We start from the raw sequence: 26,364 nt of genomic DNA on the forward strand, positions 1-26,364 counted from the left end.
ATCATGCTCTATCTGTCCGACGCCTGCCAGCGCGGATTGATCCATGGTTCCTGGTTGGACGGCGCCAGAGGCGTGCGGCCAAGGATGTGGTCGGATGCCTTCTCGCCGGTCATGATCGAGGGCGCATTGAGGTTGCCGTTGGTGACGCGCGGGAAGATCGAGGAATCGGCGACCCGCAAGCCGTCGACACCGATGACCCGGCACTCCGGATCGACGACGCTCATCATGTCGTCGGCGCGGCCCATCTTGCAGGTGCCGCAGGGATGGTAGGCGCTCTCGGCGTGATCCCTGATGAAGATGTCGAGGTCGTCGTCCGACTGCACGCGCGAGCCCGGCGAGATTTCCTGGCCCCGATAGGGATCGAACGCCGACTGTCCGAAGATTTCGCGCGTCAGTCGGATGCAGTGGCGGAACTCCGTCCAGTCGTCTGGGTGCGACATGTAGTTGAAGCGGATCACCGGCTTCGATTTCGGGTCCGGCGAGCGCAGCGTCACCGAGCCGCGCGACTTCGAGCGCATCGGCCCGACATGCGCCTGGAAACCGTGCGACTTCGCAGCCGCCTTGCCGTCATAACGAACCGCCGCCGGGATGAAATGGTACTGGATATCGGGGTAGTCGACGCCGGCGCGCGAGCGCACGAAGGCGGCCGCCTCAAAGTGGTTGGTGGCGCCAAGCCCGGTCTTGAAGAACAACCATTGCGCGCCGATGCGCGCCTTCGAGAACGGATTCAGCACTGAATTGAGCGTGATCGGCAGCAAGGATTCCTGCTGGATGTAGAGTTCCATATGGTCTTGCAAATTGCGGCCGACGCCGGGCCGGTCGGCCAGCACTGGAATGCCGTTTTCGCGTAAATGCTCGGCAGGGCCGATGCCGGACAGCATCAGGATCTTGGGTGAATTGATCGACGAGGCGGCGACGATCACCTCGCGTCGCGCCTTAACGACCTGAATCTGTTTGTGAGCTTCGATCTCGACACCGATGGCGCGTTGATTCTCGATGATCACCCGCCGCGCAAAGCCCTTGATCAGGCTGACATTTTTGCGTCCGAGAGCCGGCTTCAGATAGGCTGATGCCGCCGACCAGCGGCGTCCGCCGCTGATGGTTTGCTCCATCGGCCCGAAACCTTCCTGCTTCGAACCGTTGTAGTCGTCGGTCAGTTCGAACCCGGCCTGGCGGCCGGCCTCTACGAAGGCGCCGTAGAGCGGATTGCGGCGCGAGCCGCGCTGCACATGCAGTGGCCCGCCGTGGCCGCGCCAGCCATCCTCGCCACCATCCGAATCCTCCATCCGCTTGAAATAGGGGAGCACATCGGCGAAGCCCCAGCCGGCCGCACCCTCTTCGGCCCAATGGTCGAAGTCGCGGGCGTGGCCGCGCACATAGACCATGCCGTTGATCGAGGACGAACCACCGATGACCTTGCCGCGCGGCGTCGCCAGCACGCGGCCGCCGAGATGCGGCTCCGGCTCGCTGGCAAAGCCCCAATCGTAGAGGCTCATGTTGAGCGGGATCGACAGCGCCGACGGCATCTGGATCAGCGGCCCGATATCGCTGCCGCCGAATTCGATGACGATGACCGAATGCTTGCCGTCTTCCGACAGGCGATAGGCCATGGCCGAGCCGGCCGAGCCGGAGCCGATGATGACGAAATCCGCTTCAAGCATGGTTCATATGCGCCATAAAATCGGCGAGCGAGACATTGCCGCCGGTAGCCACAACAAGGACGGTCTTGTCCTTCACATCCACCTTGCCGCCGAGCAGTGCCGCCAGCGACGCCGCGCCCGACGGTTCGAGCACCAGCTTCAACCGCTCGAAGGCGATTCGCATCGCGCGCCGCACCGAGGAATCGTCGACCGTGATACCGCGGACACCGGCGGCCTTCACAGCCGCAAACGGCGCGTCGCCCGGCCGTCGCGACATCAGCCCGTCGCAGATCGATTTCGGGCCGATCGGCATCGTCTCGATGCTGCCATGCGCCAGCGACGAACCCATGCCGTTGAAACCCTCCGGCTCGACGCCGATGATCTCGGTGACTGGCGAGAGATAGTGGAAGGCGAGCGAAACGCCGCCGATCAACCCACCGCCGCCGACCGAGCAAAACAAGAGATCGGCGCTGGCGTCCTTGGCTTCGAGTTGGTCGAGCGCTTCGAGCCCGGCGCCTGCCTGGCCGGCGACGATTTCCGGGTCGTCGAACGGATGCAGCAGGGCAAGTCCTTCGGTCTCGGCGATCTCGCGTGCCTTGGCGGCGGCGACCTCTTCACGCGCTCGCTCGCCATGGTCGGTCAGCACGACACGAGCGCCATAACCTGCCGTCGCGTCGCGCTTGGCGGCCGGTGCATCGATCGGCATGACGATGGTCACGGGAATGCCGAGCGCCTGGCCGGCAGCCGCCAGCCCTTGCGCGAAATTGCCGGAGGAATAGGCGACGACGCCTTTCCTCGCCTCGTCGGCCGAAAGCTGCTTCAGGCGCCAATAGGCGCCGCGCACCTTGAACGAGCCGGCCCATTGCAGCGATTCCGGCTTGATGAAGACGCGGGCCGCCCCCGTCTCTCTGGTCAAGGCTGCCGATTCCAGCAGCGGCGTGATCTGCGTCGCCCGGGAGGTGACGGCATAGGCCTGCCTGAGATGGTCAAGGGAGGGGACGAGAAGGTCTGACATCATTCGCCTCGCGGATACCTTTTGCTCTCTTCGAGATTGTCGAGGTTCATGTGGTTTCGCATGAACCGCTCCGAGGCCTTCTGCAGGGGCTGGAAATCCCAGGGGTAATAAGCGCCGTTGCGCAGCGCCGGATAGACCACCCAGCGGCGCGCCTGGCTTTCGCGCACGGCGGCGTCGAAGCCGGCCATGTCCCAACGCGCCCGAATCTTGTCCATGAAATCAGCCACCAGGCCATCATTGGCGGGGTCGTCGGCCAGCTTGTTTCGCTCGAGCGGATCGGCTTCGAGATCGAACAGTTGCGGCGGATCGAGTTCGCAATGGACGAATTTGTATCTGCCGTCGCGGATTGCAACGAGTGGCGCGCTGGAGCCTTCCGCCGCATACTCCATCAACACAGGCGCGGTGCGCTCGATGCCCTTGGTGAGCGGCAGCAGCGACTGGCCGTCGGTCCACGGTGCGATCGCAGCGATGTCGATACCGGCGAGGTCGCAAAGCGTCGGCGCCACGTCGAGATTGGAAACCGGCGTCTCGATCAGCCCGGCGCGAACGCCCTTGCCGGCAATCATCAGCGGCACCCGCGCCGAACCCTCGAAGAAGGTCATCTTGAACCACAGGCCGCGCTCGCCGAGCATGTCGCCGTGGTCCGAGCAGAACAGGATGATTGTGTCGTCGGCCATGCGGGTGTGCTCGAGAACGTCCAGGAGCTCGCCGAGCTTGTCGTCGACATAGGAGATGTTGGCGAAATAGCCGCGCCGCGAACGACGCACTTGCTCCGGCGTGATCTCGAAAGAGGGATAGTCGCTGGCGTGGTACAGCCGCCGGGAATGCGCATCCTGCTCGTCATCCGCGATGAACCCGGTTTCCGGATCCAGCGCCTGGCAATGCTCATAGAGATCCCAATACTGCTTGCGCGCGACATAGGGATCGTGCGGGTGCGACAGCGAGACGGTGAGGCACCAGGGCCGATGGTTCGCATCATCCTGTTCGCGCGAAAGCTGATAGAGCTTCTGCGTGGCCAGGAACACGACCTCGTCGTCATACTCCATCTGGTTGGTGATCTCGGCGACGCCGGCGCCGGTCACCGAGCCCAGATTGTGGTACCACCATTCGATACGCTCGCCGGGCTTGCGGTAGTCCGGCGTCCAGCCGAAATCGGCCGGGTAGATGTCGGTGGTCAGCCGCTCCTCGAAACCGTGAAGCTGATCCGGCCCGACGAAATGCATCTTGCCCGACAGGCAGGTGTAGTAGCCGGCAGCGCGCAGATGATGGGCGAAGGTCGGGATCGATGAGACGAATTCGGCCGCATTGTCATAGACACCGGTGCGCGACGGCAACTGCCCGCTCATGAACGAGGCACGACCCGGTGCGCAGAGCGGCGAGGCCGTGTAGTTGTTGGCAAAGCGCGCCGAACGTGCGGCCAACGCTTTCAGATGCGGTGTGTGCAGAAACTCTGCCGGCCCGTCCGGAAACAGGGTCCCGTTGAGCTGATCGACCATGACGATGAGGAAATTGGGTCGCTTCGTTGTCACTGTTTGCGCCGTTCGCCAAGTTTGGTTTCGAGATAGTCCTCGACCAGCGCGATCGCGGTCGCGGCATCAGGCACGCCGTCCTTCAGCGCCCGCCTGATGTAAAGCCCGTCGATCATCGCCGCCGTCGCTTCGGCGGCGCGGTCGGCTTCGGCTCGGGGCAAGATGCCGGTCAGGCCGCTCATCAAATTGGAGTGCAGGCGCCGCGCGTAGACCCTGAGCAGCCGGCGCAAGGCAGAGGATTTCTGTGCCTCGACATAGAAGGCAAGCCAGGCGGCGATGGTTTGCGGCTGGAACTGGATGTCGGAGAAGTTGACGGCAACCACCGCCGAGACGCGCTCGCGCGCGGTGCTGGCTGAACCAAGGGCGCGCAACGTGTCGGCGGTCAGTTCGGCCAGGATGTGGCGCATCGTTGCCAACAGCAGCTCGTCCTTGGCGCCGAAATAGTGATGGGCAAGCGCGGAGGATACACCAGCGCGCCCGGCGATCTCGGACATGGTGACGTCGAGCGAACCGCGCTCGCCGATCGCCGAGATCGTCGCGTCGATGAGCGCCTTGCGGCGCAATGGCTCCATTCCGACTTTCGGCATCTCGCTATGATCCTTTGAAGCAAGATTATTTTTTATTGACGGGTCAATCAACAAAAAAATCGGCACTGGTTTCGTCTGTACCAAGCGATTGTCCGGTTCCAGCCCTTCACGAAGCGGGCACGATTGTTTATATTTGAACAATAAATGCGAGGTGCGCCAACCAGCCACGTGCTAGGCTGGCGCCAAGGATGGAGACCGCCATGACCGCATGTATCGTTGGCTGGGCGCATTCGCGCTTCGGCAAGCTTGAGGGCGAAACGCTCGAAAACCTCATCGTCAAGGTGGCAACGGACGCGCTCGACCATGCCGGCATCGGCCCGGACGAGGTAGACGAGATCGTGCTCGGCCATTTCAATGCCGGCTTTTCGGCGCAGGATTTCACTGCCAGCTTGGTGCTTCAGGCCGACGACCGGCTACGCTTCAAGCCGGCGACGCGCGTCGAGAACGCCTGTGCCACCGGATCGGCGGCGGTCCGGCAAGGCATCCGCGCCATCGACGCCAATGCCGCCCGCATCGTGCTGGTGGTTGGCGCCGAGCAGATGACGACGACGCCCGGTCCCGAGATCGGCAAGAACCTGCTCAAGGCCTCCTATCTGCCCGAGGATGGCGAGACGCCGGCGGGTTTTGCCGGTGTCTTCGGCAAGATCGCGCAGGCCTATTTCCAGCGCTATGGCGACCAGTCGGACGCGCTGGCGATGATTGCCGCCAAAAACCACAAGAATGGCGTCGACAATCCCTATGCGCAGATGCGCAAGGATTTCGGCTACGAGTTCTGCCGCCAGGAGAGCGAGAAGAACCCGTTCGTTGCCGGCCCGCTGAAGCGCACCGACTGCTCGCTGGTCTCCGACGGCGCTGCCGCCCTTATTCTCGCCGACACCGCGACGGCACTGAAGATGCGCCGTGCCGTTGCCTTCCGCGCCAACGAGCATGTGCAGGATTTCCTGCCGATGTCGAAGCGCGACATCCTCACCTTCGAAGGCTGCGAGCAGGCCTGGACCCGGGCGCTGAAATCGGCCGGTGTGACGGTCGACGATCTCTCCTTCGTCGAGACGCATGATTGCTTCACCATCGCCGAACTGATCGAATATGAGGCGATGGGTCTGGCCAAACCGGGAGAGGGCGCCAGACTGGCGCTGGACGGCACAACGGCTAGGGATGGCCGCCTGCCGGTCAATCCGTCCGGCGGGCTGAAGGCCAAGGGCCACCCGATCGGCGCCACAGGCGTGTCCATGCATGTCTTGACTGCCATGCAGCTTGTCGGCGAGGCCGGCGGCATTCAGGTGCCGGGCGCAAAACTCGGCGGCATCTTCAATATGGGCGGTGCGGCGGTCGCCAACTACGTTTCAATATTGGACCGGATCAGGTAGAAGCAGCCCGTATTTTTTCGGGGTAGCCATGACAAATCCGGTTCTGATCGAAGTCTCGCGCGGCGCGATCGTCGAGAGCGCGCATCGTGGCGCGGTCGCAGTCTTCGATGCCGACGGCAAGCCGGTCTGGGAAATCGGCGATACGGCCAAGCCGGTGTTCCCGCGCTCAGCGGTCAAGGCGATTCAGGCATTGCCGCTGGTCGAAAGCGGCGCGGCCGACGCCTATGGCTTCGGCAACCGCGAACTGGCGCTTGCCTGCGCGTCCCATTCGGGCGAGCCGGCGCATGTCGAACTGGCGCGGTCGATGCTGGCCAAGGCCGGGCTGGACGTCTCGGCACTCGAATGCGGCACGCATTGGCCGTCCAATCATGACGCCGAGATCGCACTCGCCCGGGCCGGCGGCTCGCCAAATGCATTGCATAACAATTGCTCCGGCAAGCATTCCGGCTTCCTCTGCACATGCGTCCATGCCGGCATTGCGCACCGCGGCTATGTCAAGCCGGGGCACGGCCTGCAGGCGATGGTGCGAGACGCCATGCAGGCGGTGACGGGCGCTGTCCATGGCGCGGACGAACGTGCGACCGATGGCTGCTCGATCCCGACCTATGCGGTGCCGCTCCGGAGCTTCGCGCTTGGCTTTGCCCGCATGGCAACGACAAATGGTTTTGGTCCCGAGCGAGCCAAGGCCGCGAAGCGCCTGCTGGCTGCCTGCATGGCCGAGCCCTTTTTCGTTGCCGGCACCGGCCGCGAAGACGTCGCGCTTATGGAGGCCGCACCAGGGCGGATTTTTACGAAAGGCGGCGCCGAAGGCGTCTATTGTGCCGCAATTCCGGAACTTGGTCTCGGCATTGCGCTCAAATGCGATGATGGCGCCGGCCGCGCCGGCGAAGCCATGGTTGCCACCGTTCTTGCCAAACTGTTGCGCGCTGACGAGGCCTTGGCAGCTAAGCTGACCGACTTGGCGAACGCGCCAATCGAAAGCCGGAACGGTGCCAAGGTCGGGGCGCTGAGGCCCACCGGCGCCCTGAATTAAAACGGCCCTCAACTGGCGTGATTGCGCTCGACGGTCAGATGCGCATATCCGGTATCGTTTGACGAGGAGAGATCGCCTGTCGCCGGCTGGGCCCAGCGTTGGCCAACAATGGCGCCATTCTGCGCACTGTCGATGACATTGTCTGAAATGACCGCCGTGCCGGCGCCCTCGACCACCGACACGACGATGCCGGTACCAACCTTGCGGATGATGTTGCCGGTGGCGACGACATTGCGCAGATACGGTCCCCAGCCGATCTGCATGCCATAGAGCGGCGCGTTCTCGATGACGTTGTTGGAAACGGTCGTGTCGGCTTCGACGCCGATGCCGACACCGAATCCAGGCGCGTCGGCGGGGTAGGGGCCGCTGGTCGACAGATTGCGCACGATGTTGCTGGAGCAGACGCCCATGCGGCCGCCTTCGTTGAAATTGACGATCGAGATACCGTTGGCGGCGCCGTCGACGATGTTGTTGCTGATGATGGCGCCTTCGAAGGAGAACTCGGAGTAAACTGCTGTCTCCCCCGAACGCGAGCAGGTGTTGCCCGATATCTGCAGATTGCTGGCGCTGTTGGCGCGGATTGCCGAGAAGGCGCAGTCCGAGACGATGTTGCCTGAAATAACCACGTTGCCGGCGCGAAAGGCGTTGATGCCATTGCCGTTCTGTCCGGTTCCGCCGCTGCGCGCCCGGATACGTTCGACGCGGTTGCCAGTCACCATGGTGCCGTCTTCCGCTGCCTGCCAGCGGTGCACGAGGATGCCGCCATTGGCGCAGTCGGAGACGGTGTTGCCCGTGATCGCCAGCCCCCCGGCCTCGACCGAATAGATGCCGGCATCGGCAGCCCCCGATATTTCCGAACGTTCGACCCGGCCCGCCGCGTGTTCCAGCGCCAGCCCGTTCTTGCCGCTGCCGGTGATCTGGCAATTGTCGACGACCAGATGAGCGACCCGGCGCAGATCGAGCAGCCCTTGCGCATAATCGCCCATCGTACGGTTCGAGCCGTCGAAGACCAACCCAGTGAGTTCGATATGGTCGGCTTGCTCGGCCATGAACAGATGACCGTCGCCGCCATAGACGATGCGCGTTGCGCCCGGCACGCCGGAAAGACGCACGCGGCTGGGCAGCGAGAGGTTAGATACGATATAGGTGCCGGGTGGCAGGAACACCGGCATGTCGCGGTCGTTGGCATCGCGCAACAGCTTGGCGAAGGCCTTGCTCTGATCATCGAAGGTGCCGGGCTGCACGCCAAGTTCGGTGGCATTGATCGAGCCGCGCATCGAGGCTTTCTCGATACCGGTCAGGCTGGCGGCCGCCGCCTTGCCAAGCGAGAGGCCCATGACGGCAAAGCCGGCGGTTCCGGTCAGCAGCGTTCGTCTGTTCAACATCGGCACAGGTCCTGGCTTTCAACCCTGACACCGCAGGAATCGTGCCAGCCGGCCTGCCTCTCCTCCCGAGGGCAACGACAATGGCTTGTCGAGCAGCCTTTCCGCGCCTAAGTTCAGGAAATGAGCAGAGCTTTCACGCGTGAGGAAGACAGCGAAAACGCCATCGCCGGTGTCGGCGAGCGGCCGATCAGCCAGCACCGCAATCTGGTGACGGAGCATGGCCTGGCACAGATCGAGGACAATCTGGCCGAGTTGCGCGACATACTGGCGAAAGCCGAAAGGAAGGCAGACCGCGAGCGCATCGCGGTGGTGTCGCGTGACCTGCGCTATTGGACCGCCCGGCGCGAAAGCGCCGAGCTATCCGTGCCGGAGCCGGGCAGCGACTTGGTGCGGTTCGGCATGGGCGTCACACTTGAGGGCGATGACGGCAGGAAGGTGCACTGGAAAATCGTCGGCGAGGACGAAGCCAATCCGGCCAAGGGCACGATTTCGCACGTATCGCCAATGGCGGTCGCTCTGTTCGGCAAGAAGGTCGGCGACGTGGCAAGCGTCAACGGCAAGGAATGGGAAATCGTCAAGCTCTCCGACAGCTAATCCTCTAGCTTGACGACATGATCGCGGAAGAAGGCTGTGGCGCCAGTCTCGTCGATTTCGCCAGCGGCAACCATCAAGACCAGTTGGATGACGTCCTGCTGGTCGGCCTCAATGCTTAATCCGTTGAAATAAAGAAACAAATCGGCTGCGGCAAAGGCAGTACGCTTGTTGCCGTCGACGAATGGATGGTTCTTGGCGATGCCGAACAGGTATGCCGCCGCCAGTTCGCACAAATCCGGATCGCCATAGATCTCTCGCTGCTGTGGACGGGAGAGCGCCGATTCCAGCATGCCCTCATCGCGTATACCTGCCGCCCCGCCGTGCAGGCGCAACTGCTCGGCGTGAAGCGACTCCACGAACTCCCGCGAATGATGTTCGGTCATTTCGCGAGCGCGCGGTAGGCAACCTCGTATTTTTTCATCCGCTCACGTGCGATCTTCATCTTGCGCTCGAACTCTTCGGCGCTATCCTCGGTGCGGCGCAAACGAAGCTCATCGCCTTCCTGAACGATGACGATGCTGTCGCCCGCCTTCATGTTCAAACGATCGAGCAGATCCTTCGGCAGGATCACACCTTCGGAATTGCCGATCTTGCGAATGGTCGTGTTCATGATGGATCATCCTGTTGCAACGTCGATTATAACTCGATTGGCACGCTGTTGCAACGGGTATTATAACAGACCTAGGCCAGCAGCCGGTCCAGCAAGCGATCCGCCGCCTCCGGAATGACGGTGCCAGGCGGGAATATCTCCGCCGCGCCGGCTTGCAGCACTGCGTCATAGTCCTGTGGCGGGATGACGCCGCCGGCAACGATCAGCATATCGCCGCGGCCAAGCTTCTTCAGCGCGTCGCGCAGTTCGGGGATGAGAGTCAGGTGTCCCGCCGCCAGTGACGAGGCGCCGACGATGTGGACGTCTTGCGCGACGGCGAGCCTGGCGATCTCATCGGGTGTCTGGAACATCGCTCCGATGGTGACGTCGAAGCCGAGATCGGCGAAGGCCGTGGCGATAACCTTCTGCCCACGATCGTGGCCGTCCTGTCCCATCTTGGCGACGAGAATGCGCGGCTTGCCGCCAGTTTTCTTTTCAAAGGCGTCAAGCTTGTCCTGCAGCCCGTCGACCACGGGATGATCGCCAAGGGCCTTGCGATAGACGCCGGAAATGGTCTGCACCGTGGCGACGTGGCGACCAAAGACCCTTTCCAACGCAAATGAAATCTCGCCGACCGTGGCATTGGCGCGCGCGGCGCGGATAGCGAACTCCAGCAGGTTTTCATTGCCTTGCGCGGCACGGGTCAGCGCATCGAGTGCGCTTTCGACAGCGGCGACATCGCGCGTGCCCTTCAGCCGTTGCAGCTTCGACAATTGCCGGGCCCTGACTTCGGCATTGTCGATCTTCAGCACGTCGACCTCGATGTCGGTCTCGGGCCGATGCGCGTTGACGCCGACCAGCATTTGCTCGCCGGAATCAATGCGCGCCTGCGTGCGTGCGGCGGCTTCCTCTATGCGCAGCTTGGGAATGCCCTGTTCGGTCGCGGCGGCCATACCGCCGAGCGCCTCGACCTCCTCGATATGGGCGAGCGCGCGCGCCGCGAGATCATGTGTCAGCCGTTCGAGATAGGCCGAGCCGCCCCACGGATCGATGACGCGCGTGGTGCCGGATTCCTTTTGCAGGATGAGCTGCGTGTTGCGCGCGATCCGTGCCGAGTGGTCGGTCGGCAGCGCCATTGCCTCGTCGAAGGAATTGGTGTGCAGCGACTGCGTGTGACCCTGCGTCGCGGCCATCGCCTCGATCATGGTGCGGATGATGTTGTTGTAGGGGTCCTGCGCCGTCAGCGACCAGCCCGAGGTCTGGCAATGGGTACGCAGCGACAGCGAGCGCTCGTCCTTCGGCGAAAAATTCTTCTTCATCAACGTCGCCCACAACAGGCGCGCCGCACGAAGCTTGGCGACTTCCATGAAGAAGTTCATGCCGATCGCCCAGAAGAAGGACAGGCGCGGCGCGAAGCGGTCGATGTCGAGGCCCGCCGCAACGCCGGCGCGGGCATATTCGATGCCATCGGCAATCGTATAGGCGAGCTCAAGGTCGGCCGTCGCGCCGGCCTCCTGCATGTGGTAGCCGGAGATCGATATCGAATTGAACTTCGGCATGTTCTTAGACGTGTAGGAGAAGATGTCCGACACGATCCGCATCGAGGGCTTTGGCGGATAGATGTAGGTGTTGCGGACCATGAACTCCTTCAGAATGTCGTTCTGGATGGTTCCGGCGAGATCCTTCTGCGCAACGCCCTGTTCTTCAGCCGCGACGATGTAGAGCGCCATGATCGGCAGCACCGCGCCGTTCATCGTCATCGACACGGTCATCTCGCCGAGCGGAATGCCGTCGAAGAGCTGGCGCATGTCGAGAATGGAATCGATGGCGACGCCCGCCATGCCGACGTCGCCGGCAACGCGCGGATGGTCGCTATCATAGCCGCGATGCGTGGCAAGATCGAAGGCGACCGACAGCCCCTTCTGGCCAGCGGCCAGATTGCGCCGGTAAAAAGCGTTGGATTCTTCTGCCGTCGAGAAGCCAGCATATTGCCGGATCGTCCAGGGCTGCTGGACATACATGGTCGGGTATGGGCCGCGCACGAAGGGCGGCAGGCCCGGATAGGTGTCGAGATGCGGCAACTCCTTGAGGTCGCTTTGATTGTACAAATGCTTGGCGACAAGGCCTTCCGGCGTCGTCCGCTGGCCCTTGACCTCGACGGGAACGCGGCGTGGCGGCACCCAGCCGACCTGGCTGAAATCGGGGATCAAGAGGCGGCTCCGATCGATTGGTCGATGCCGGCCGGAAACAGGGGCTCGCAAACGGCAACGCCTTCGGTGAAGGCCGGCCGCCGTTCCGCAGCCAACGTCTCGACCGGACGTTCGCTTTTCATCGGGTAAAGCGTCGTGCCGATGATGGTCCGCTCGCCTGCCCGGTAGGCCGCATTGCGCTGCGCTGCCGCGGCGTGAACGCGCTTCTGGATATGTCCGTCCCGAAGGCTGGACAGGATGCCGCCCTCGGCCTCGATTGTCTGCAATTCCGCCCAGGCAATCTCGCAGAGTTCGGCGGTCAGCGCTTCGATCGCGCCGGAACCATAGGCGGGATCGGCGACATGATCGACATGGCTTTCATTGGCCATGATCAGTTGCGCGTTGCGGGCAACGCGACGCGCAAACCCCGCCGGCAAACCATGCGCGATCGTGTGCGGCAAGATCGAGATCGAATCGGCACCGCCGGACGCCGCGGCAAAGCAGGCAATCGTGGTACGCAGTATGTTGGTCTCCGGATCCATCGCCGTCATCATGCGAAACGACGTCTCGGCATGGATATTGGCCGTGGAGGTCGGGATCGAGCAGGCCTCCTGCACCCGTGCCCAGAGCCTGCGCAAAGCTCGCACCTTGGCCATCGACAGCAACTGGTCCTGGTCGACGCTGAGCGCAAAGCCGATATGGGGTGCCGCATAGACAAGCGGCTGCCGCGCCGTCTCGAACATTCTAAGGTAGGAAACCGCCGAAGCCAGCATGATGCCAAGCTCTTGCGCTTCCGTCGCGCCGGCGTTGTGGAACACACGCCCGTCCGCCTCCAGCAGCACGCCCGGAACGCCCATCGAGAAGAAATGCGCCAGCGATTGCGGCATTGAGGCCTGCAACGCCTCGATCGACATGCGCAGCCGGCCGGTTCCGGCAAAGATCGCCGCCGGATCGATGCCGAAGGAGAGGTTGAGCTTTGCCGGGTCGGACCGGCGCTTGCTCAGGAACGCCACCAGCCAGTCGGCCACGGCGCGGCTCCAGGGATGGGCGTCGATGCGAACCTGGATGCGGTTGAGCGGCACGCCGTCCAGCACCGTCTCCAGCGCTTTCGCCGTTCTCGGCAGGCCGTAGCCGAACGCGTTCGGCGCCCCTTCGAAGACAAGCGACAATCCCGTAGCGCCTTGTGCCACGTCCTCCAGAGCCTGGGTCCTGGCGCGGTCGATATCCGGATCGTCGATGCGCTGGCTGACGATCCAGGGCGATTTCGGATTTGCGCGCACGATCGGTTCCGCCGAGGTGCTGCGGTCGTAGAGAGGTTCGATGCGGATGTTGTCGTCGGTATGCGAGACCAGCTTCTCCTCGAAGGATGCGCCGGCCAGCGCCTTTTCCGCCAGGGCCAGCCATCGCTGGCGCTCGGCGTTCTCGGGTTCGACATCCCTGGTCAAGGCTCCGGCGCCCATCCGTTTTCCTCGTTTTATGCGGCCGCACCTGCCTAGAGCAATTCAGTCTACGGTCCCCGGTCCGATATCGCAATGCAATGCGCTTTCAGCGGCCGAATTCGATCCATCAGATATAGGTCGACCTGCGTGGACGAACCATGAACGATTGCCAAACACCTGCAAAATTCGCAAGCTCCAAAAAACCGATTTTTAGGATCGGCATTGTCGCTGCGCAACGGCCTCACTATACCTGCGGCAAGGCCACTGGCTTTAACACATCAGTTTGCGGAGACCGGACATATGGCTGACGACACCAGTATTTTCATCGGCGCCAGCCGCAAGCCCGACGACAGCTATCAGCGTGCCGAGCAGCTGTTGCTGCAATATGGGAATCGCCACGGTTTGGTGACCGGCGCCACCGGTACCGGCAAGACCGTCACCTTGCAGATCCTGGCCGAAGGTTTTTCCAACGCCGGTGTGCCGGTGTTCTGCGCCGACATCAAGGGTGACCTGTCCGGCATCGCCATGATGGGCACAGCGCAGGATTTTCTCGTCAAGCGGGCCGAACAGGTCAAGCTCGACCCCTATGACTTCCAGGAATTTCCGGTCATCTTCTGGGACCTGTTCGGCGAACAGGGCCATCCGATCCGCGCCACGGTTTCGGAAATGGGGCCGTTGTTGCTGTCGCGCCTGATGAACCTGACCGAGGCGCAGGAAGGCATCATGAACATCGCCTTCCGACTGGCGGACGAAGAAGGTCTGCTGCTGCTCGACATGAAGGATCTGCAGGCGCTGCTCGCCAACATCGCCGAGCGCGCCGACGAGATCGGCTCGCGCTACGGCAATGTAACGAAGCCCTCGGTCGGGGCGATCCAGCGCACGCTGCTGGTCCTGGAGCAGCAGGGCGCGGCAAACTTCTTCGGCGAGCCGGCACTGCGCATCGCCGACATCATGCGCACTACCCGCGACGGGCGCGGCGCCATCAGCGTGCTTGCCGCCGACAAGCTGATGATGAACCCACGGCTCTACGCGACCTTCCTGTTATGGCTGATGTCGGAACTGTTCGAGGTGCTGCCGGAAGTCGGCGACCCGGACAAGCCGAAGCTGGTGTTCTTCTTCGACGAGGCGCATCTTCTGTTCGACGAAGCACCCAAAGTGCTGATCGACCGCGTCGAACAAGTGGTCCGCCTGATCCGCTCGAAAGGCGTCGGTGTCTATTTCGTCACGCAGAACCCTTTGGATATCCCTGAAAAAGTTCTCGCCCAGCTCGGCAATCGCGTACAGCACGCGCTGCGCGCCTATACGCCACGTGAGCAGCAGGCGGTGAGGACGGCGGCCGAAACGTTCCGGCCAAATCCCGATTTCGACTGCATGACCGCCATCACCCAGCTCGCCACCGGCGAGGCGCTGGTCTCGACGCTTGGGGCCAAGGGTATTCCGTCCATGGTGCAGCGGACGCTGATCCGCCCGCCATCCTCCCGGCTTGGGCCTATAACAGTGGCCGAGCGACAAAAGCTGATCCAGGAAAGCCCGGTCGCCGGTCAGTACGATCAGGTCGTCGATCGCGAATCGGCCTTCGAGATGCTGCAGAAAAAGGCCAAGGACGCGCAGGATGCCGAAGAGCAGGCGCAGCAGGCCGGCAGCGGCGGCTCGCGCTGGACCATCCCGGGCTTCGGCAATGACGATCCGGCACCCCAATCCGGTGGCAGGCGCGCGCCTGCGCCGCGCCCGTCCAATCGCCAGACCGTGGCCGAGGCGGCGATCAAGTCGGTGGTGCGATCCGTCGGCTCGTCGGTCGGCCGGGCGATCGTGCGCGGGATATTGGGCAGCTTGTCGAGGGGACGTTAGGACTTGAGGCAGCGGCGTTGCCGCTGCCTCGTTGGCTCAGAAGATCGAGTCGGTGATCGCCTTTACGGGGCCGAGCAGCACTGATCCGTCCGGCACACCGGCATCGATCGGAATAGCCTTGCGGTTGGCCGTCGCCACCACCGGCTGGCTGGCGTCGCTGGTCACGACGACCGGGGTCTTCGACGGCACGCGATCATAGAGGTCGATGATGTCCTGATTCATCAGACGCACGCAGCCTGACGAGACCGACTTGCCGATCGACTTCCATTCCGGCGAGCCGTGCAGGCGGTAGAGCGTGTCCACGTTGCCCTGGAAGAGATAGAGCGCGCGCGCGCCGAGCGGATTCTTCAGCCCGCCGGGCATGCCGCCATTGTCCGCGCTGTATGGCTTCAGTTCCGGCTGCCGGGCGATCATTTCATCCGGCGGTGTCCACTTTGGCCATTTCTGCTTCCACTGGACGACGGCATCGCCGGACCATTCGAAGCCGGCGCGGCCGAGACCGACACCGTAACGGATTGCCTGGCCGCCGGGGCGAACCAGGTAGAGGAAATGGCCGGTGGTATCGACGACGATTGTTCCCGGCTTCTGCCCGGTCGGGTCGGGAACGATCTGGCGCAGGAACTGCGGATCGATCCTGTCGAAGGGGATTGCCGGCAAATCGAAGCCGCCATCGCTGACGGCCGCGTACATCGTCGCGTAGTCGGCGAGCGGCGGCTCGACATAGGTTGGCGGCGGGGGTTCAACCGGCCCCGGTCCGGTGGTCGCACATGCTGAAACCGCGATCGAGGCGGCGCCCAATGCTGCGGCGTTGAGAAAGACACGACGGCTCAGGCGATAGGATTCGATTTCGGTTTTGGACATGGTTGCCTTCTTTAAGTCTCAAATCGCAACAAAGCGTCAATGCTCCGACCGTTGCGCGGGTGCCTGACAACACCTGGGGCGATAGGCGGTTCCGATTCTGGCCTGAAGGTGGACAAACAAAGGCGAAGCTGTGACCGCGTCGCCACTGTGGCGCCAGGGACACACGTGCGTGTCTCAGCTACCCGGCACCAAAGCTTCGAGCGACGGCAGGATCAGGGCCGGCGGGAAGTCCCGGTATTCTTCGGGCTGATTGGAACGGTTGATCCACACCGTGCGAAAACCGAATTTGGTGGCGCCTGCGATATCCCAGCGATTGGAGGACTGGAAGGAAACCGCGCCGGGGTAGAGGCGCCAACCGGTGGCGACCATGTCGTAGACCGCCGGATCGGTCTTGAAGCGCTGGACCGTATCGACGGAATAGATATCGTCCAGAACCTGGTCGAGCGCGGCGGATTTGACCGCTGCCTGCAGCATTTCGGGCGAGCCGTTGGACAAGATCGCCAGTCTCGCTCCCGAAGCCTTGAGCGCCTTGAGCACGGCCGGCACTTCCGGATAGCAGTCCAGCCGCCAGTAGGCATCCAGCAATGTCGCCTTGAGGCCGGGATCGGCCGAGGGAACTTTGCGCAGGGCGAAATCGAGCGCCTGTTCAGTCAACTGCCAGAAATCGGCATAGGCGCCCATCAGCGTGCGCACCCAGGAATATTCGAGCTGCTTGGCGCGCCATATCTCGGACAACAATTGGCCCTCCGGCCCAATCCGATCGGCATGACGGCGCACGGCGGCATGCACGTCGAACAGCGTGCCATAGGCGTCGAAGACATAGGCGGCGTATTGCATGACAACAGTTTTGAGGGCAGGCGCGACAAGGTGCAAGCCTTGATTGCAGCGGCTCCGGCGCTGGCCTCAACAAAACTCCTCGATGCTGGTTGACGGCGCCCGCCAAAGCATCTTCCAATGGCCGTCACAACAGACCGATTGAGACGGGACAACACGATGACACTGGCGGCTGCGGCGCAATCCGCGACATGGACTTTCGTCGATGGTGATTGGTACGAGGGCAATGTCGCCATTCTGGGGCCGCGCAGCCACGCCATGTGGCTCGGCACCAGCGTGTTCGACGGCGGCCGCTGGTTCGAGGGCGTCGCGCCGGACCTCGATCTTCACGCCGCCAGGGTGAATTCTTCGGCGATTGCACTCGGCCTCAAGCCGTCGATGACCGCCGACAAGATCGTCGGGCTGACATGGGATGGGTTGAAGAAGTTCGACGGCAAGACGGCGGTCTACATCAGGCCGATGTACTGGGCCGAGCATGGCGGCTATATGGGCGTGCCGGCCGATCCCGCATCGACCCGCTTCTGCCTTTGCCTCTATGAATCGCCGATGATCCCGCCGACCGGCTTCTCGGTGACTGTGTCGCCGTTCCGGCGCCCGACCATCGAAACCATGCCGACCAACGCCAAGGCCGGCTGCCTCTACCCCAACAACGGCCGTGCCATTCTTGAAGCCAAGATGCGTGGCTTCGACAACGCAATGGTGCTCGACATGCTGGGCAACGTCGCCGAGACCGGAACCTCGAACATCTTCCTGGTCAAGGACGGCCATGTGCTGACCCCGGCGCCAAACGGCACCTTCCTGTCCGGCATCACCCGCTCGCGCACAATGACGCTGCTTGGCGAATATGGCTTCAAGACCACCGAAAAGACGCTGTCGGTGCGCGATTTCCTCGAAGCGGACGAAATCTTCTCGACCGGAAACCATTCCAAAGTGGTGCCGATCACGCGTATCGAGGATCGCAACCTGCAGCCCGGTCCGGTGGCCAAGAAGGCGCGCGAACTCTATTGGGATTGGGCGCATTCGACTTCCGCCGCCTGAGCGGATAAAAAGGCGATCGGCGCTTCATTCCGGAGTTGCCCCAACCCATTCCAGACCTATCTTAGTCCGGTATCGACACCGGATTTTTCCACGAGGGAGTACTATCGATGGCTTTTGAATTGCCCGCTCTGCCTTACGACTATGAGGCGTTGCAGCCTTACATGTCGAAAGAGACGCTGGAATATCACCACGACAAGCACCACAAGGCCTATGTCGACAACGGCAACAAGCTCGCTGCCGAGGCCGGCTTGGGCGATCTGTCGGTCGAAGAGGTGGTCAAGCAGTCGTTCGGCAAGAATGCCGGCCTCTTCAACAATGCCGCCCAGCACTACAACCACATCCATTTCTGGAAGTGGATGAAGAAGGGCGGCGGCGGCAACAAACTGCCGGGCGCCCTGCAGAAGGCGGTCGATAGCGATCTCGGTGGCTATGACAAGTTCAAGGCCGACTTCATTGCCGCCGGAACGACGCAGTTCGGCTCTGGGTGGGCCTGGGTCTCGGTCAAGGACGGCAAGCTGGCGATCTCGAAGACGCCGAATGGCGAGAACCCGCTCGTCCATGGCGCGTCGCCGATCCTCGGCGTCGATGTCTGGGAACACTCCTACTACATCGACTATCGCAACGCCCGGCCGAAATATCTCGAGGCGTTCGTCGACAGCCTGATCAACTGGGATCACGTGCTGGAGTTGTACGAAAAGGCCAAGTGATCGATTTTCAGAAAAGCCCCGGCATCTGAACTGGCCCCCGAAGGTTGATGTCCAACTTTCGGGGGCCAGTTCACATCCCCGGGGCTTTTCTTTTTCTGCGTCTAAGTTCCCGTAACAGCAAAAGTTTGCCAAAAAATCATCCGGGGAAGGGAATTTTCCCCCTGTAGCATCCGTTAACGTCCTGTCCCGAAATGCCTTCATCACGGAGCCAATTGAATGAGAAAGCTTGTTATCGCCATCTCTACGCTCGCCCTCGCGGCGTCGGCGGCCTTTGCCGACCCGATCCTCGATCGGCAGGCTCTGATGAAGGAACGCGGAAAGATCGCCGGCGGCCTGTCGAAAGTGGTCAAGGGCGAGGAGCCTTTTGACGCCGCGGCGGTGCTGACGGCACTGCAGGCCTTGCAAGCGAATGAGGAGAAATTGGATGTCGACGCGCTGTTCCCGGCGGGCAGCGACACCGGCGATACCACGGCGTCGCCGAAGATTTGGGGAGACATGGCTGGCTTCAAGGCCGCCAACGACAAATATCTGGCCGACATCAAGGCAGGGATCGCCGCCGCTCCTGCCGATGTCGATGCGTTGAAGACGCAGTTTGGCACCATCGCGTCCAATTGTGGCACCTGCCACCAGACCTATCGGGTGAAAAAAGGCTGATAGCGGGCGATGCCCTGGCTGAAAAAACTCGTCGGCGCCCTCGTCGTTCTGGGCGGCGTCGGCGCGGCTGCCGGGTGGGTTCTGTCGGCGCCGGTGAGGCTCGACAGTGAGATCCCGGTCAAGCTCGGTCCTGGCGACGCGGCCAAGGGCAAGCGCATTTTCTATGCCGGCGGTTGCACCTCCTGCCATGCAAAGCCGGGCTCGCAGGGCGATGCGCGGCTTCAACTCGTGGGTGGGTTCGAACTCAAGACGCCGTTCGGCACCTTCGTGCCGCCCAACATCTCGCAAGATCCCAAGGACGGCATCGGCGCGTGGTCGGTCGAGGACCTCGCCAACGCCATGCTGAAGGGTGTCTCGCCCTCGGGCGAGCATTTCTATCCGGCATTTCCCTATGCTTCCTACGCGCGCATGAACGCGGTCGACATTGCCGACCTCTACGCCTTCCTGAAGACATTGCCGGCCGTCGCCGGCAGAGCGCCGGGCAATTCGCTCAGTTTTCCCTTCAACATTCGTCGCGGCATCGGCCTGTGGAAACTACTCTACCTCAGCGACCAGCCGGTCGTTGCGTTTGCCGAAGGCACGCCAAATCCGGTGATGGCCGGCCGCTATCTGGTCGAAGGGCCAGGCCATTGCGGCGAATGCCACACGCCGCGCGACTTTGCGGGCGGCACGAAAAAGAGCGAATGGCTGGCCGGTGCCGTGGCTGCCGAAGGCAAGGGCATCGTGCCCAACATCACATCGGGCGAGGGTGGTATCGGCAATTGGTCGGAAGCCGACATCGCCAACTACCTCGAAACTGGTTTTACGCCTGATTTCGATTCCGTCGGCGGCGCCATGGTCGACGTGCAGCGCAACATGGCCCAATTGACGCCAGAGGACCGTGCGGCCATCGCCGCCTATCTCAAAGCAATACCGCCGCATCCAAACGGCTATCCGGCGCGCAAGAAGACGACGAACTAGTCTTCGGATGACAGGTGGCGGTCGCCGAGAAAGTCGAAGCCTGTTTCGAAGAAGTGGTTGTAGTTGCAGGTTAACTCCTCGCCGGGTGCGATGTCGCGCAAGGCGTAGGTCTCCTCGGGCGAGGAGACATCGCAATTCGGTTCGTCGTCATGGTTCATGTAGCGCGCGTCGTCGGCTTCGAAGACGATGTAGTTCGGATCGCGCCGGTCGGGATAGGAGTAGCGGTCGAGATAGTTCTTCACCGGCCCGGCTTCGCGCTCATAAGTCTCGACCTCGATGAGCCGGTCGAACCGTGGATCCAGCTTCCAGATCAGCGTGCCGCGGGGAATGGCGTTCCTGGCAAAGACGCCGATGCCCTGGATGGGCGATTTGTCGAGATAGACGTCGACGAGCAGCATGACGGACCTTTATGCGATTGGGGCTGTCGGGGCCTGGGAAAGCCGCGCACTGGGTAGCGCGCGGCCATCGCAATTGCGAGTGAAATGAGCAGTGCCGAATTCAAAAAATCATGATCGCCAGCACGACTGACAGACCTCGCCTCTCTCCGTCAGCGCTGCTGCAGCGCGAGCCGAACACCCAGAGCACAGTAGATGCCGCCAACAATTTTGCCTTGCCATCGCAGCACCGTCGGATTTCGGCGCAGGAACGCGCCGAGCCGACCGGCGCTCACGGCAAAGACGACCGTGCTGAAAAGGCCAAGCATGACAAAGATGATCCCCAATGTGGTCAACTGAAGCATTACCGATCCGTTTTCAGGCCGCACGAACTGAGGCAGGAAAGCGAGAAAGAAAAGCGCGGTCTTGGGGTTGAGCACTTCGGTCAGGACAGCCTGTCGAAATGCCTTGCCGGCGGAGATCGCTAGCCCACCGGCAGCCGGATCGGCCGGTGTCTTCTCGATGATCGCGCGAATGCCGAGATAAACCAGGTAGGCCGCGCCGATGTATTTTATGAGGCTGAACAGCGTCGCCGACGTGGCGATGATCGCCGAAATGCCGACCATCGCCATGACGGTGTGAAACACATCGCCGGCCGCGATTCCGGCGCCGGTCGCGATGCCAACCTTGGTTCCCGAACTCGTTGCCCGGGCGATCGTCAGCAGGGTGGCGGGGCCTGGAATGAAGACGAAGCCAAGCACGACCGCGATGTAAGCGGTCAAGGTGGTGAGATCGATCATTTGTGGGTTGCTCCTGCAATATGTGCCTTGCCCGTCACCTTCAGCGCAAACGAATAGGTGTAGGCGATCTCCTCCAGCCTTGAAAACCGGCCGGAGGCACCGGCGTGTCCGGAATCCATGTTGATCTTGAACAGCACCGGATTGTTGCCGCTCTTGCGGTCGCGCAGCCGCGCCACCCATTTGGCCGGTTCCCAATAGGTGACGCGCGGATCGGTGAGGCCGGCCAGCGCCAGGATCGGCGGATAGTCGAGCGCGGCGACATTGTCATAGGGCGAGTAGGCAGCGATATTCCGGTAATCGTCGGCGGACGCGATCGGATTGCCCCATTCCGGCCATTCCGGCGGCGTCAGCGGCAGGCTGGCGTCAAGCATCGTGGTCAACACATCGACGAACGGAACCTCGGCGACGATGCCGCCGAAACAATCCGGCGCCATGTTGGCGATGGCGCCCATCAGCATGCCGCCGGCCGAACCGCCTTGCGCGACGATGCGCTCATGCGCCGTGTAGCGCTCGGCAACAAGGTGGCGCGCACAGGCGATGAAATCCGTGAACGTATTCATCTTATGCGCCCGCTTGCCGTCATCGTACCAGCCATAGCCCTTGTCCTTGCCGCCGCGGACGTGGGCGATGGCGAAGACAAAGCCGCGGTCGACCAGCGAGAACCAGTTGGTATTGAAAGCGGCCGGCACGGTGATGCCATAGGAACCGTAGCCGTAAAGCAGGCACGGCGCGGATCCATCCAGCGGCGTGTCGCGGTGGTGCAAGAGCGAGATCGGCACCAATTCGCCATCGCTGGCCGGCGCCATCAGCCGCCGCGTGACATAGTGGTCCGCGTCATGGCCGGTCGGCACTTCCTGCGTCTTGAGCAGCACCCGCTCGCGGGTGCACATATTGTAGTCGAACACCTGGGCCGGCGTTGTCATCGACGAATAGGAAAAGCGCATGATCTCGGTGTCGTACTCATAGGAACCCGAGAGGCCGAGCGAGAAAGCCTCCTCATCGAGGGACAGAAGGTGCTCTTCGCCGCTGCTGCGGTCGCGCACGACAATGCGCGGCAGGCCTTCCTTGCGTTCGAGCCGGACCATGTGGTCCCTGAAGCCGATCACCGACAGGATCAGCCGGCCGGGCTCATGCGGCACCAGTTCCTGCCAGTTGGCGCGGACCGGATCGCTCGCTGGCGCCGTCATGATCTTGAAATCCTTGGCGCCGTCGGCATTGGTCAGGATGAAGAAGATGTCGCCGCCTTCTTCCAGATCGTACTGAAGGCCAATCTCACGCGCCGAGACCAGTTTCGGTTCGGCAAACGGGTCGCTGGCGCGCATCAGGCGGTATTCCGACGTCTCGTGATCGTTGATGCCGATCATGATCCATTCGTTGTTGCGGGTGCCGTCGACATTCATGAAGAAGCCGGGATCGGTTTCCTCATAGATCAGCCGGTCGCTTTCCGGGCTGGCGCCCAGCGCATGGAACAGCACCTTGGACGGACGGTGGTTGGGATCGAGACGCGTATAGAAGAAGCCGTCATTGCCGGCGTTCCAGACGCCTGAACCGCCGGTGTCGGAAATCTGGTCGGCAAGCTCCTTGCCATCGGCAAGGTCACGCACGCGAAGCGTGTAGAATTCGGAGCCCTTGTCGTCGAATGCCCACAAGAGCTTGGCGTGGTCGGCCGAGTGATCGACGCCGCCAAGGCGGAAATAGGCCTTGCCCGCGGCCTCCGCGTCGCCGTCGAGCAGGATATGCTCGGCGCCCCCGTCACGCGCCATGCGGAAATAGCGCGGCTGTTCGCCGCCAAGCTTGAAGGACGAACCATAGGCATAGGGTCCATCCTTCATCGGCACGGAAGAATCGTCTTCCTTGATACGGCCCTTCATCTCCTTGAAAAGCTGCTTTTGCAGCTCGACCGTGTCGGCCATCAACTTTGACTGGTAGACATTCTCTGCCTCCAGCTCAGCGCGGATCCCCGCATCGAGCAATGACGGGTCCCGGAACATCTCCTGCCAGTTGTCGGCCCGCAGCCAGGCATAGTCGTCGGTTCGTGTTATGCCGTGATGCGTGTCGAAAACCGGCCGCTTCTCGGGCGTTGGCGGGCTGACGATCGGAAATGCGGATGTCTTGGTCATTGCGTCTCGCTTTAGAAGAATCTTGAATGGCGAATGAACACGCTGATCAGGGCGGGTTCAAGAGCCGCAGCGCATGGGTTGTGCCGGCTCCAGGAGATGAGCCGGGAGGAGAGATGATGACTATTTGGTCTCGGACTGCCGCGGCTTTCGCCGTTGCTTCGCTAACTCTGGCCTTTGCCGGCCAGTCTCATGCGACCGTATTCGCGGCTTGGCAAGTGGCCAATGTACCGTTCGGCGACACGCTCAATGTGCGCAAATACCCTTCGGATACGTCCCAGAAGCAGGCAGCATACCCCAACGGGACCGTTCTGCAGATGACCGGACGATGCACCGGCGGGATAAACCTGCTCGACATCGCCAACCAGCCGACGTGGAAGCAGAAACAGACGGTTCGCTATCGCTGGTGCGAAGTCTGGCATGACCCGGCCCAGAACGGCAACTTCGTCATCGGGTGGGCCTACGGCAAATACATCACCCCGCATTGATTATGCGGCGGCGATCAATCGATCCGGTCGGATGACAGGCATGTCGCCTGATTGCTTTGCACAGGACGACGGCAACCTGTGGTTTTGTGGACAGATATGAACAACCAAGCTTGCGCGTGCAGTAGCCAAGAAAAATCAAGCATTGAAGCCTGATTTGTGAGTTACCACGAATGTAACGGCGAGCTGACGTTGCGTCAGCCGTTGCTGGTTGGCGCGAGAAATATCGATAAATTACACAATGCACGAAAGATTGAAGCTGATCGGCGAATAATTGATCAGCATCGTTCAATATAGCGCAAAGGGTGAATTGACTTACTTTGTGCGCAGGCTCATTGATATGCCCGTGACGCGAATCGCAGAAGCTCTAGCTGCACAAATTCGTGCAATGCCCTGGTTGTAAAAAAGGGCGCAGATCGAAGTAACTCTTGTTGGGGCCTGAAAACCATGGATATTGTCGAAACACCTTCCAGAAACAGCGATGCGCTGATCGAATTGACCGCCGACGTGGTGGCCGCCTATGTCAGCAACAACCCCGTGCCGGTCGGCGAATTGCCGAACCTGATATCCGATGTCCATGCTGCGCTTGGCCGAGTGGGCGGAACCGCCGAACAGCCGCCTGCCGACAAGCAGAAGCCGGCGGTCAACCCGAAGCGCTCGGTCCATGACGACTACATCGTCTGCCTTGAAGACGGTAAGAAGTTCAAGTCGCTGAAGCGCCATTTGATGACCCACTATGACCTGACGCCGGATCAGTATCGCGAAAAGTGGAACCTCGACCCGACCTATCCGATGGTTGCACCCAACTATGCCGCTGCCCGCTCCCAGTTGGCCAAGAAGATGGGCCTCGGCCGCAAGCGCAAGGCGCGGTAATCGCTGCTAGCCAGATTGATCGACTTCAACGGCGCCTTCGGGCGCCGTTTGATTTTGCACGGGCGGCAACGTGCCGTAGCTTGATGGGCTATCAGGCGGTCTGCTTGAGCGCCGCCTCCGCGTCGCGCTTGATGCGCTTGACCATCGAGCGAAGGCCGTTGGCGCGCTGCGGCGACAGATGCTCGTCGAGGCCGAGTTCTTTCAATGTCGCTTCCGCGTCGGTCTTCTGGATCTCGCTGGCGGTCCTGCCGGAAAACAGCGCCAGCATGATCGCGACCAGCCCACGCACGATATGAGCGTCCGAATCGCCGGTGAAGGTGACGACCGGATCGGCTCCAGGCCGCTGTTCGGTGGTCAGCCAGACCTGGCTTACGCAACCCGGAACCTTGTTGGCGGCATTGCGCTGCTCGTCCGGAAACGGCGGCAGTGCCTCGCCGAGTTCGATGACGTAACGATAGCGGTCTTCCCATTCCTCAAGGAACGAAAAATCGTCGCGGATCGTCTGGATCGTGGTTGTCATGGGCCGGATATAGTGACGCGGCGCCGCCGCGTCACGGAAAAAACAAGGACACCGCGGGCGTCGAGAGGGCAGACAGCCCGCGGCGCGCCGTCGAAACGGCTTAATTCTGCGCCGGAAGGGTGACTGTCTCGGGCAAGACGACTTCCTCCGGCACGCTGCCGGTCATCGTCGATGTGTCAGGGCCGGCGGCGGACTTGTCGTCCAGCATCGCTGCCGCGATCTTGGCGGTCTCCTTGGCGCGGGCGCTGATGGTGTGCATCGCCGACTTGCCGGTCTCGCAGACATCGGGCTTGCGTTCGCAAATGCCGGCGATGTCGCCAACCGCTTCGCGTGCCGCAAACAGGGCCTGGATCGGGCCGACGCTTTCGCGGCCCGTTTCATCGGGACCAACAGTCAGCGGCAGCGCCAGCAGCACCAGCGAAAACCAGAAAGCCATTCTTATCAGGAAGACCATACCCTTGCCCTCTCGTCGTGACCGGATCATGCATCCATATGGCATGACCTCTTTTGTAGGCAGGATGTTGGCACACAGGCGCAAAGGACGGCTTGCGGGCAAAGTGAGAATTTTCCTCAAATTTTAGGTAAATTCGAAATGAGTCGTTATGCAATCGATTTGCCTCAAATCCGAATGATTTCTCTTAACGCGAGATAACCATCTATCTCCATGCTTTTCCTGCTTTTTGAAAGCCGGGAGTCCGGGCTCTGCGTGCAGCCACCCGACGGGCACGGGTCGGCGAATAACCCTCCGTTTACTATGGCTGCATTTGCCCGGGCTTTCGGCTGCCGGCATCCCGATATTTGCCGCAAGCCGAGGCCTTGGTCGACCCTGCCTTATCCATTCCTTAAACGCTGGATGCGAATTTCAGAGCCAACCAGAACGATCTGCAAAGCAGAGCTGTCCACGACGATTACGGGTGCGTTGAGTT

Annotated in this window: 26 protein-coding genes; 10 read left to right on the forward strand and 16 right to left on the reverse strand. The window is 62.0% G+C overall.

Annotated elements, in window-relative coordinates; all coding sequences use genetic code 11:
• Positions 1-8: 8 nt before the first annotated feature.
• From betA to betI, 4 genes are read right to left on the reverse strand one after another with little or no spacing between them, the layout of a single operon-like run.
• Complete coding sequence (betA, locus tag NKI73_RS01235; RefSeq protein ID WP_352626739.1) at positions 9-1,661, reverse strand: choline dehydrogenase; 1,653 nt, start codon at positions 1,659-1,661, stop codon at positions 9-11.
• Positions 1,654-2,655 carry a threonine/serine dehydratase family protein gene (locus NKI73_RS01240; protein WP_352626740.1) on the reverse strand — a complete coding sequence of 334 codons (1,002 nt, stop codon included), beginning with the start codon at positions 2,653-2,655 and terminating at the stop codon, positions 1,654-1,656. The genes betA and NKI73_RS01240 overlap by 8 nt, the downstream gene beginning before the upstream one ends.
• Positions 2,655-4,184, reverse strand: a complete 1,530-nt coding sequence (gene betC / locus NKI73_RS01245) for a choline-sulfatase (RefSeq protein ID WP_352626742.1) — start codon at positions 4,182-4,184, stop codon at positions 2,655-2,657. The genes NKI73_RS01240 and betC overlap by 1 nt, the downstream gene beginning before the upstream one ends.
• Positions 4,181-4,771 carry a choline-binding transcriptional repressor BetI gene (gene betI / locus NKI73_RS01250; RefSeq protein ID WP_352626744.1) on the reverse strand — a complete coding sequence of 197 codons (591 nt, stop codon included), beginning with the start codon at positions 4,769-4,771 and terminating at the stop codon, positions 4,181-4,183. Before betI ends, betC begins: the two co-directional genes overlap by 4 nt.
• A 200-nt stretch (positions 4,772-4,971) precedes the next feature.
• Here betI and NKI73_RS01255 point away from each other — a divergent pair, with 200 nt between their 5' ends.
• Both NKI73_RS01255 and NKI73_RS01260 read left to right on the forward strand, forming a co-directional pair.
• Complete coding sequence (locus tag NKI73_RS01255; RefSeq protein ID WP_352626745.1) at positions 4,972-6,138, forward strand: acetyl-CoA acetyltransferase; 1,167 nt, start codon at positions 4,972-4,974, stop codon at positions 6,136-6,138.
• Positions 6,139-6,166: 28 nt separating this feature from the next.
• The gene (locus tag NKI73_RS01260; RefSeq protein ID WP_352626746.1) at positions 6,167-7,171 is read left to right on the forward strand and encodes an asparaginase; all 1,005 of its coding nucleotides are present in this window, start codon (positions 6,167-6,169) and stop codon (positions 7,169-7,171) included.
• 8 nt (positions 7,172-7,179) lie between these two features.
• Here NKI73_RS01260 and NKI73_RS01265 read toward each other — a convergent pair whose 3' ends face one another.
• A complete protein-coding gene (locus tag NKI73_RS01265) occupies positions 7,180-8,556 on the reverse strand; it encodes a TIGR03808 family TAT-translocated repetitive protein (RefSeq protein WP_352626749.1) in 1,377 nt (458 codons plus the stop codon).
• A 120-nt stretch (positions 8,557-8,676) separates the two neighbouring features.
• On the opposite strand from NKI73_RS01265, the gene greA reads away from it, so the two are divergent.
• A complete protein-coding gene (greA, locus tag NKI73_RS01270) occupies positions 8,677-9,150 on the forward strand; it encodes a transcription elongation factor GreA (protein WP_352626750.1) in 474 nt (157 codons plus the stop codon).
• Here the strand turns inward: greA and NKI73_RS01275 are convergent.
• The 4 genes from NKI73_RS01275 to NKI73_RS01290 all read right to left on the reverse strand — a co-directional run bounded on the left by NKI73_RS01275 (position 9,147) and on the right by NKI73_RS01290 (position 13,388).
• On the reverse strand, positions 9,147-9,533 hold the full coding sequence (locus NKI73_RS01275; protein ID WP_352626751.1) for a type II toxin-antitoxin system death-on-curing family toxin: 387 nt from the start codon (positions 9,531-9,533) through the stop codon (positions 9,147-9,149). The genes greA and NKI73_RS01275 overlap by 4 nt on opposite strands.
• Positions 9,530-9,760 (reverse strand): AbrB/MazE/SpoVT family DNA-binding domain-containing protein, encoded by a 231-nt coding sequence (locus NKI73_RS01280; RefSeq protein WP_227348380.1) that lies wholly within the window; start codon positions 9,758-9,760, stop codon positions 9,530-9,532. The genes NKI73_RS01275 and NKI73_RS01280 overlap by 4 nt, the downstream gene beginning before the upstream one ends.
• 71 nt (positions 9,761-9,831) lie before the next feature.
• A complete protein-coding gene (gene scpA, locus NKI73_RS01285) occupies positions 9,832-11,949 on the reverse strand; it encodes a methylmalonyl-CoA mutase (protein ID WP_352626753.1) in 2,118 nt (705 codons plus the stop codon).
• Positions 11,946-13,388, reverse strand: coding sequence for a methylmalonyl-CoA mutase subunit beta (locus tag NKI73_RS01290; protein ID WP_352626754.1), 1,443 nt, complete (start codon positions 13,386-13,388; stop codon positions 11,946-11,948). The genes scpA and NKI73_RS01290 overlap by 4 nt, the downstream gene beginning before the upstream one ends.
• A gap of 279 nt (positions 13,389-13,667) precedes the next feature.
• Here NKI73_RS01290 and NKI73_RS01295 point away from each other — a divergent pair, with 279 nt between their 5' ends.
• Positions 13,668-15,215 carry a helicase HerA-like C-terminal domain-containing protein gene (locus tag NKI73_RS01295; RefSeq protein WP_352626756.1) on the forward strand — a complete coding sequence of 516 codons (1,548 nt, stop codon included), beginning with the start codon at positions 13,668-13,670 and terminating at the stop codon, positions 15,213-15,215.
• A gap of 36 nt (positions 15,216-15,251) precedes the next feature.
• Here the strand turns inward: NKI73_RS01295 and NKI73_RS01300 are convergent, their stop codons facing one another.
• Positions 15,252-16,076 carry a L,D-transpeptidase gene (locus NKI73_RS01300; RefSeq protein ID WP_352626758.1) on the reverse strand — a complete coding sequence of 275 codons (825 nt, stop codon included), beginning with the start codon at positions 16,074-16,076 and terminating at the stop codon, positions 15,252-15,254.
• Between the two features lie 174 nt (positions 16,077-16,250).
• Positions 16,251-16,913, reverse strand: a complete 663-nt coding sequence (locus NKI73_RS01305) for a haloacid dehalogenase type II (protein WP_352626760.1) — start codon at positions 16,911-16,913, stop codon at positions 16,251-16,253.
• A 156-nt stretch (positions 16,914-17,069) separates the two neighbouring features.
• On the opposite strand from NKI73_RS01305, the gene NKI73_RS01310 reads away from it, so the two are divergent.
• From NKI73_RS01310 to NKI73_RS01325, 4 genes are all read left to right on the forward strand, one after another.
• A complete protein-coding gene (locus NKI73_RS01310) occupies positions 17,070-17,948 on the forward strand; it encodes a branched-chain amino acid aminotransferase (protein ID WP_352626762.1) in 879 nt (292 codons plus the stop codon).
• Positions 17,949-18,055: 107 nt separating this feature from the next.
• Positions 18,056-18,655, forward strand: coding sequence for a superoxide dismutase (locus tag NKI73_RS01315; RefSeq protein WP_013532667.1), 600 nt, complete (start codon positions 18,056-18,058; stop codon positions 18,653-18,655).
• A 216-nt stretch (positions 18,656-18,871) separates the two neighbouring features.
• Positions 18,872-19,309, forward strand: coding sequence for a c-type cytochrome (locus NKI73_RS01320; RefSeq protein ID WP_352626764.1), 438 nt, complete (start codon positions 18,872-18,874; stop codon positions 19,307-19,309).
• 9 nt (positions 19,310-19,318) lie between these two features.
• Positions 19,319-20,269, forward strand: coding sequence for a c-type cytochrome (locus tag NKI73_RS01325; protein ID WP_352626766.1), 951 nt, complete (start codon positions 19,319-19,321; stop codon positions 20,267-20,269).
• Here the strand turns inward: NKI73_RS01325 and NKI73_RS01330 are convergent.
• The 3 genes from NKI73_RS01330 to NKI73_RS01340 form a co-directional block, all read right to left on the reverse strand.
• Positions 20,266-20,667 carry an SET domain-containing protein gene (locus NKI73_RS01330; RefSeq protein ID WP_352626768.1) on the reverse strand — a complete coding sequence of 134 codons (402 nt, stop codon included), beginning with the start codon at positions 20,665-20,667 and terminating at the stop codon, positions 20,266-20,268. The genes NKI73_RS01325 and NKI73_RS01330 overlap by 4 nt on opposite strands.
• Positions 20,668-20,816: 149 nt before the next feature.
• The gene (locus NKI73_RS01335; protein WP_352626769.1) at positions 20,817-21,443 is read right to left on the reverse strand and encodes a LysE family translocator; all 627 of its coding nucleotides are present in this window, start codon (positions 21,441-21,443) and stop codon (positions 20,817-20,819) included.
• On the reverse strand, positions 21,440-23,563 hold the full coding sequence (locus NKI73_RS01340) for a S9 family peptidase (protein WP_352626771.1): 2,124 nt from the start codon (positions 23,561-23,563) through the stop codon (positions 21,440-21,442). Before NKI73_RS01340 ends, NKI73_RS01335 begins: the two co-directional genes overlap by 4 nt.
• A 116-nt stretch (positions 23,564-23,679) precedes the next feature.
• Here NKI73_RS01340 and NKI73_RS01345 point away from each other — a divergent pair, with 116 nt between their 5' ends.
• Together NKI73_RS01345 and NKI73_RS01350 are read left to right on the forward strand one after the other, a co-directional pair.
• Positions 23,680-24,048, forward strand: a complete 369-nt coding sequence (locus NKI73_RS01345) for an SH3 domain-containing protein (protein ID WP_352627304.1) — start codon at positions 23,680-23,682, stop codon at positions 24,046-24,048.
• A gap of 444 nt (positions 24,049-24,492) precedes the next feature.
• Complete coding sequence (locus NKI73_RS01350; protein WP_013532660.1) at positions 24,493-24,918, forward strand: Ros/MucR family transcriptional regulator; 426 nt, start codon at positions 24,493-24,495, stop codon at positions 24,916-24,918.
• Positions 24,919-25,009: 91 nt separating this feature from the next.
• On the opposite strand, the gene NKI73_RS01355 is transcribed toward NKI73_RS01350, so the two are convergent.
• Entirely contained in the window at positions 25,010-25,438 is a 429-nt protein-coding gene (locus NKI73_RS01355) for a SufE family protein (protein WP_352626773.1), read from the reverse strand.
• A 100-nt stretch (positions 25,439-25,538) separates the two neighbouring features.
• Complete coding sequence (locus tag NKI73_RS01360) at positions 25,539-25,892, reverse strand: DUF5330 domain-containing protein (RefSeq protein WP_352626775.1); 354 nt, start codon at positions 25,890-25,892, stop codon at positions 25,539-25,541.
• Positions 25,893-26,364 lie beyond the last annotated feature (472 nt).

This window comes from Mesorhizobium sp. M0496, assembly GCF_040321205.1.
Lineage (GTDB): Bacteria > Pseudomonadota > Alphaproteobacteria > Rhizobiales > Rhizobiaceae > Mesorhizobium.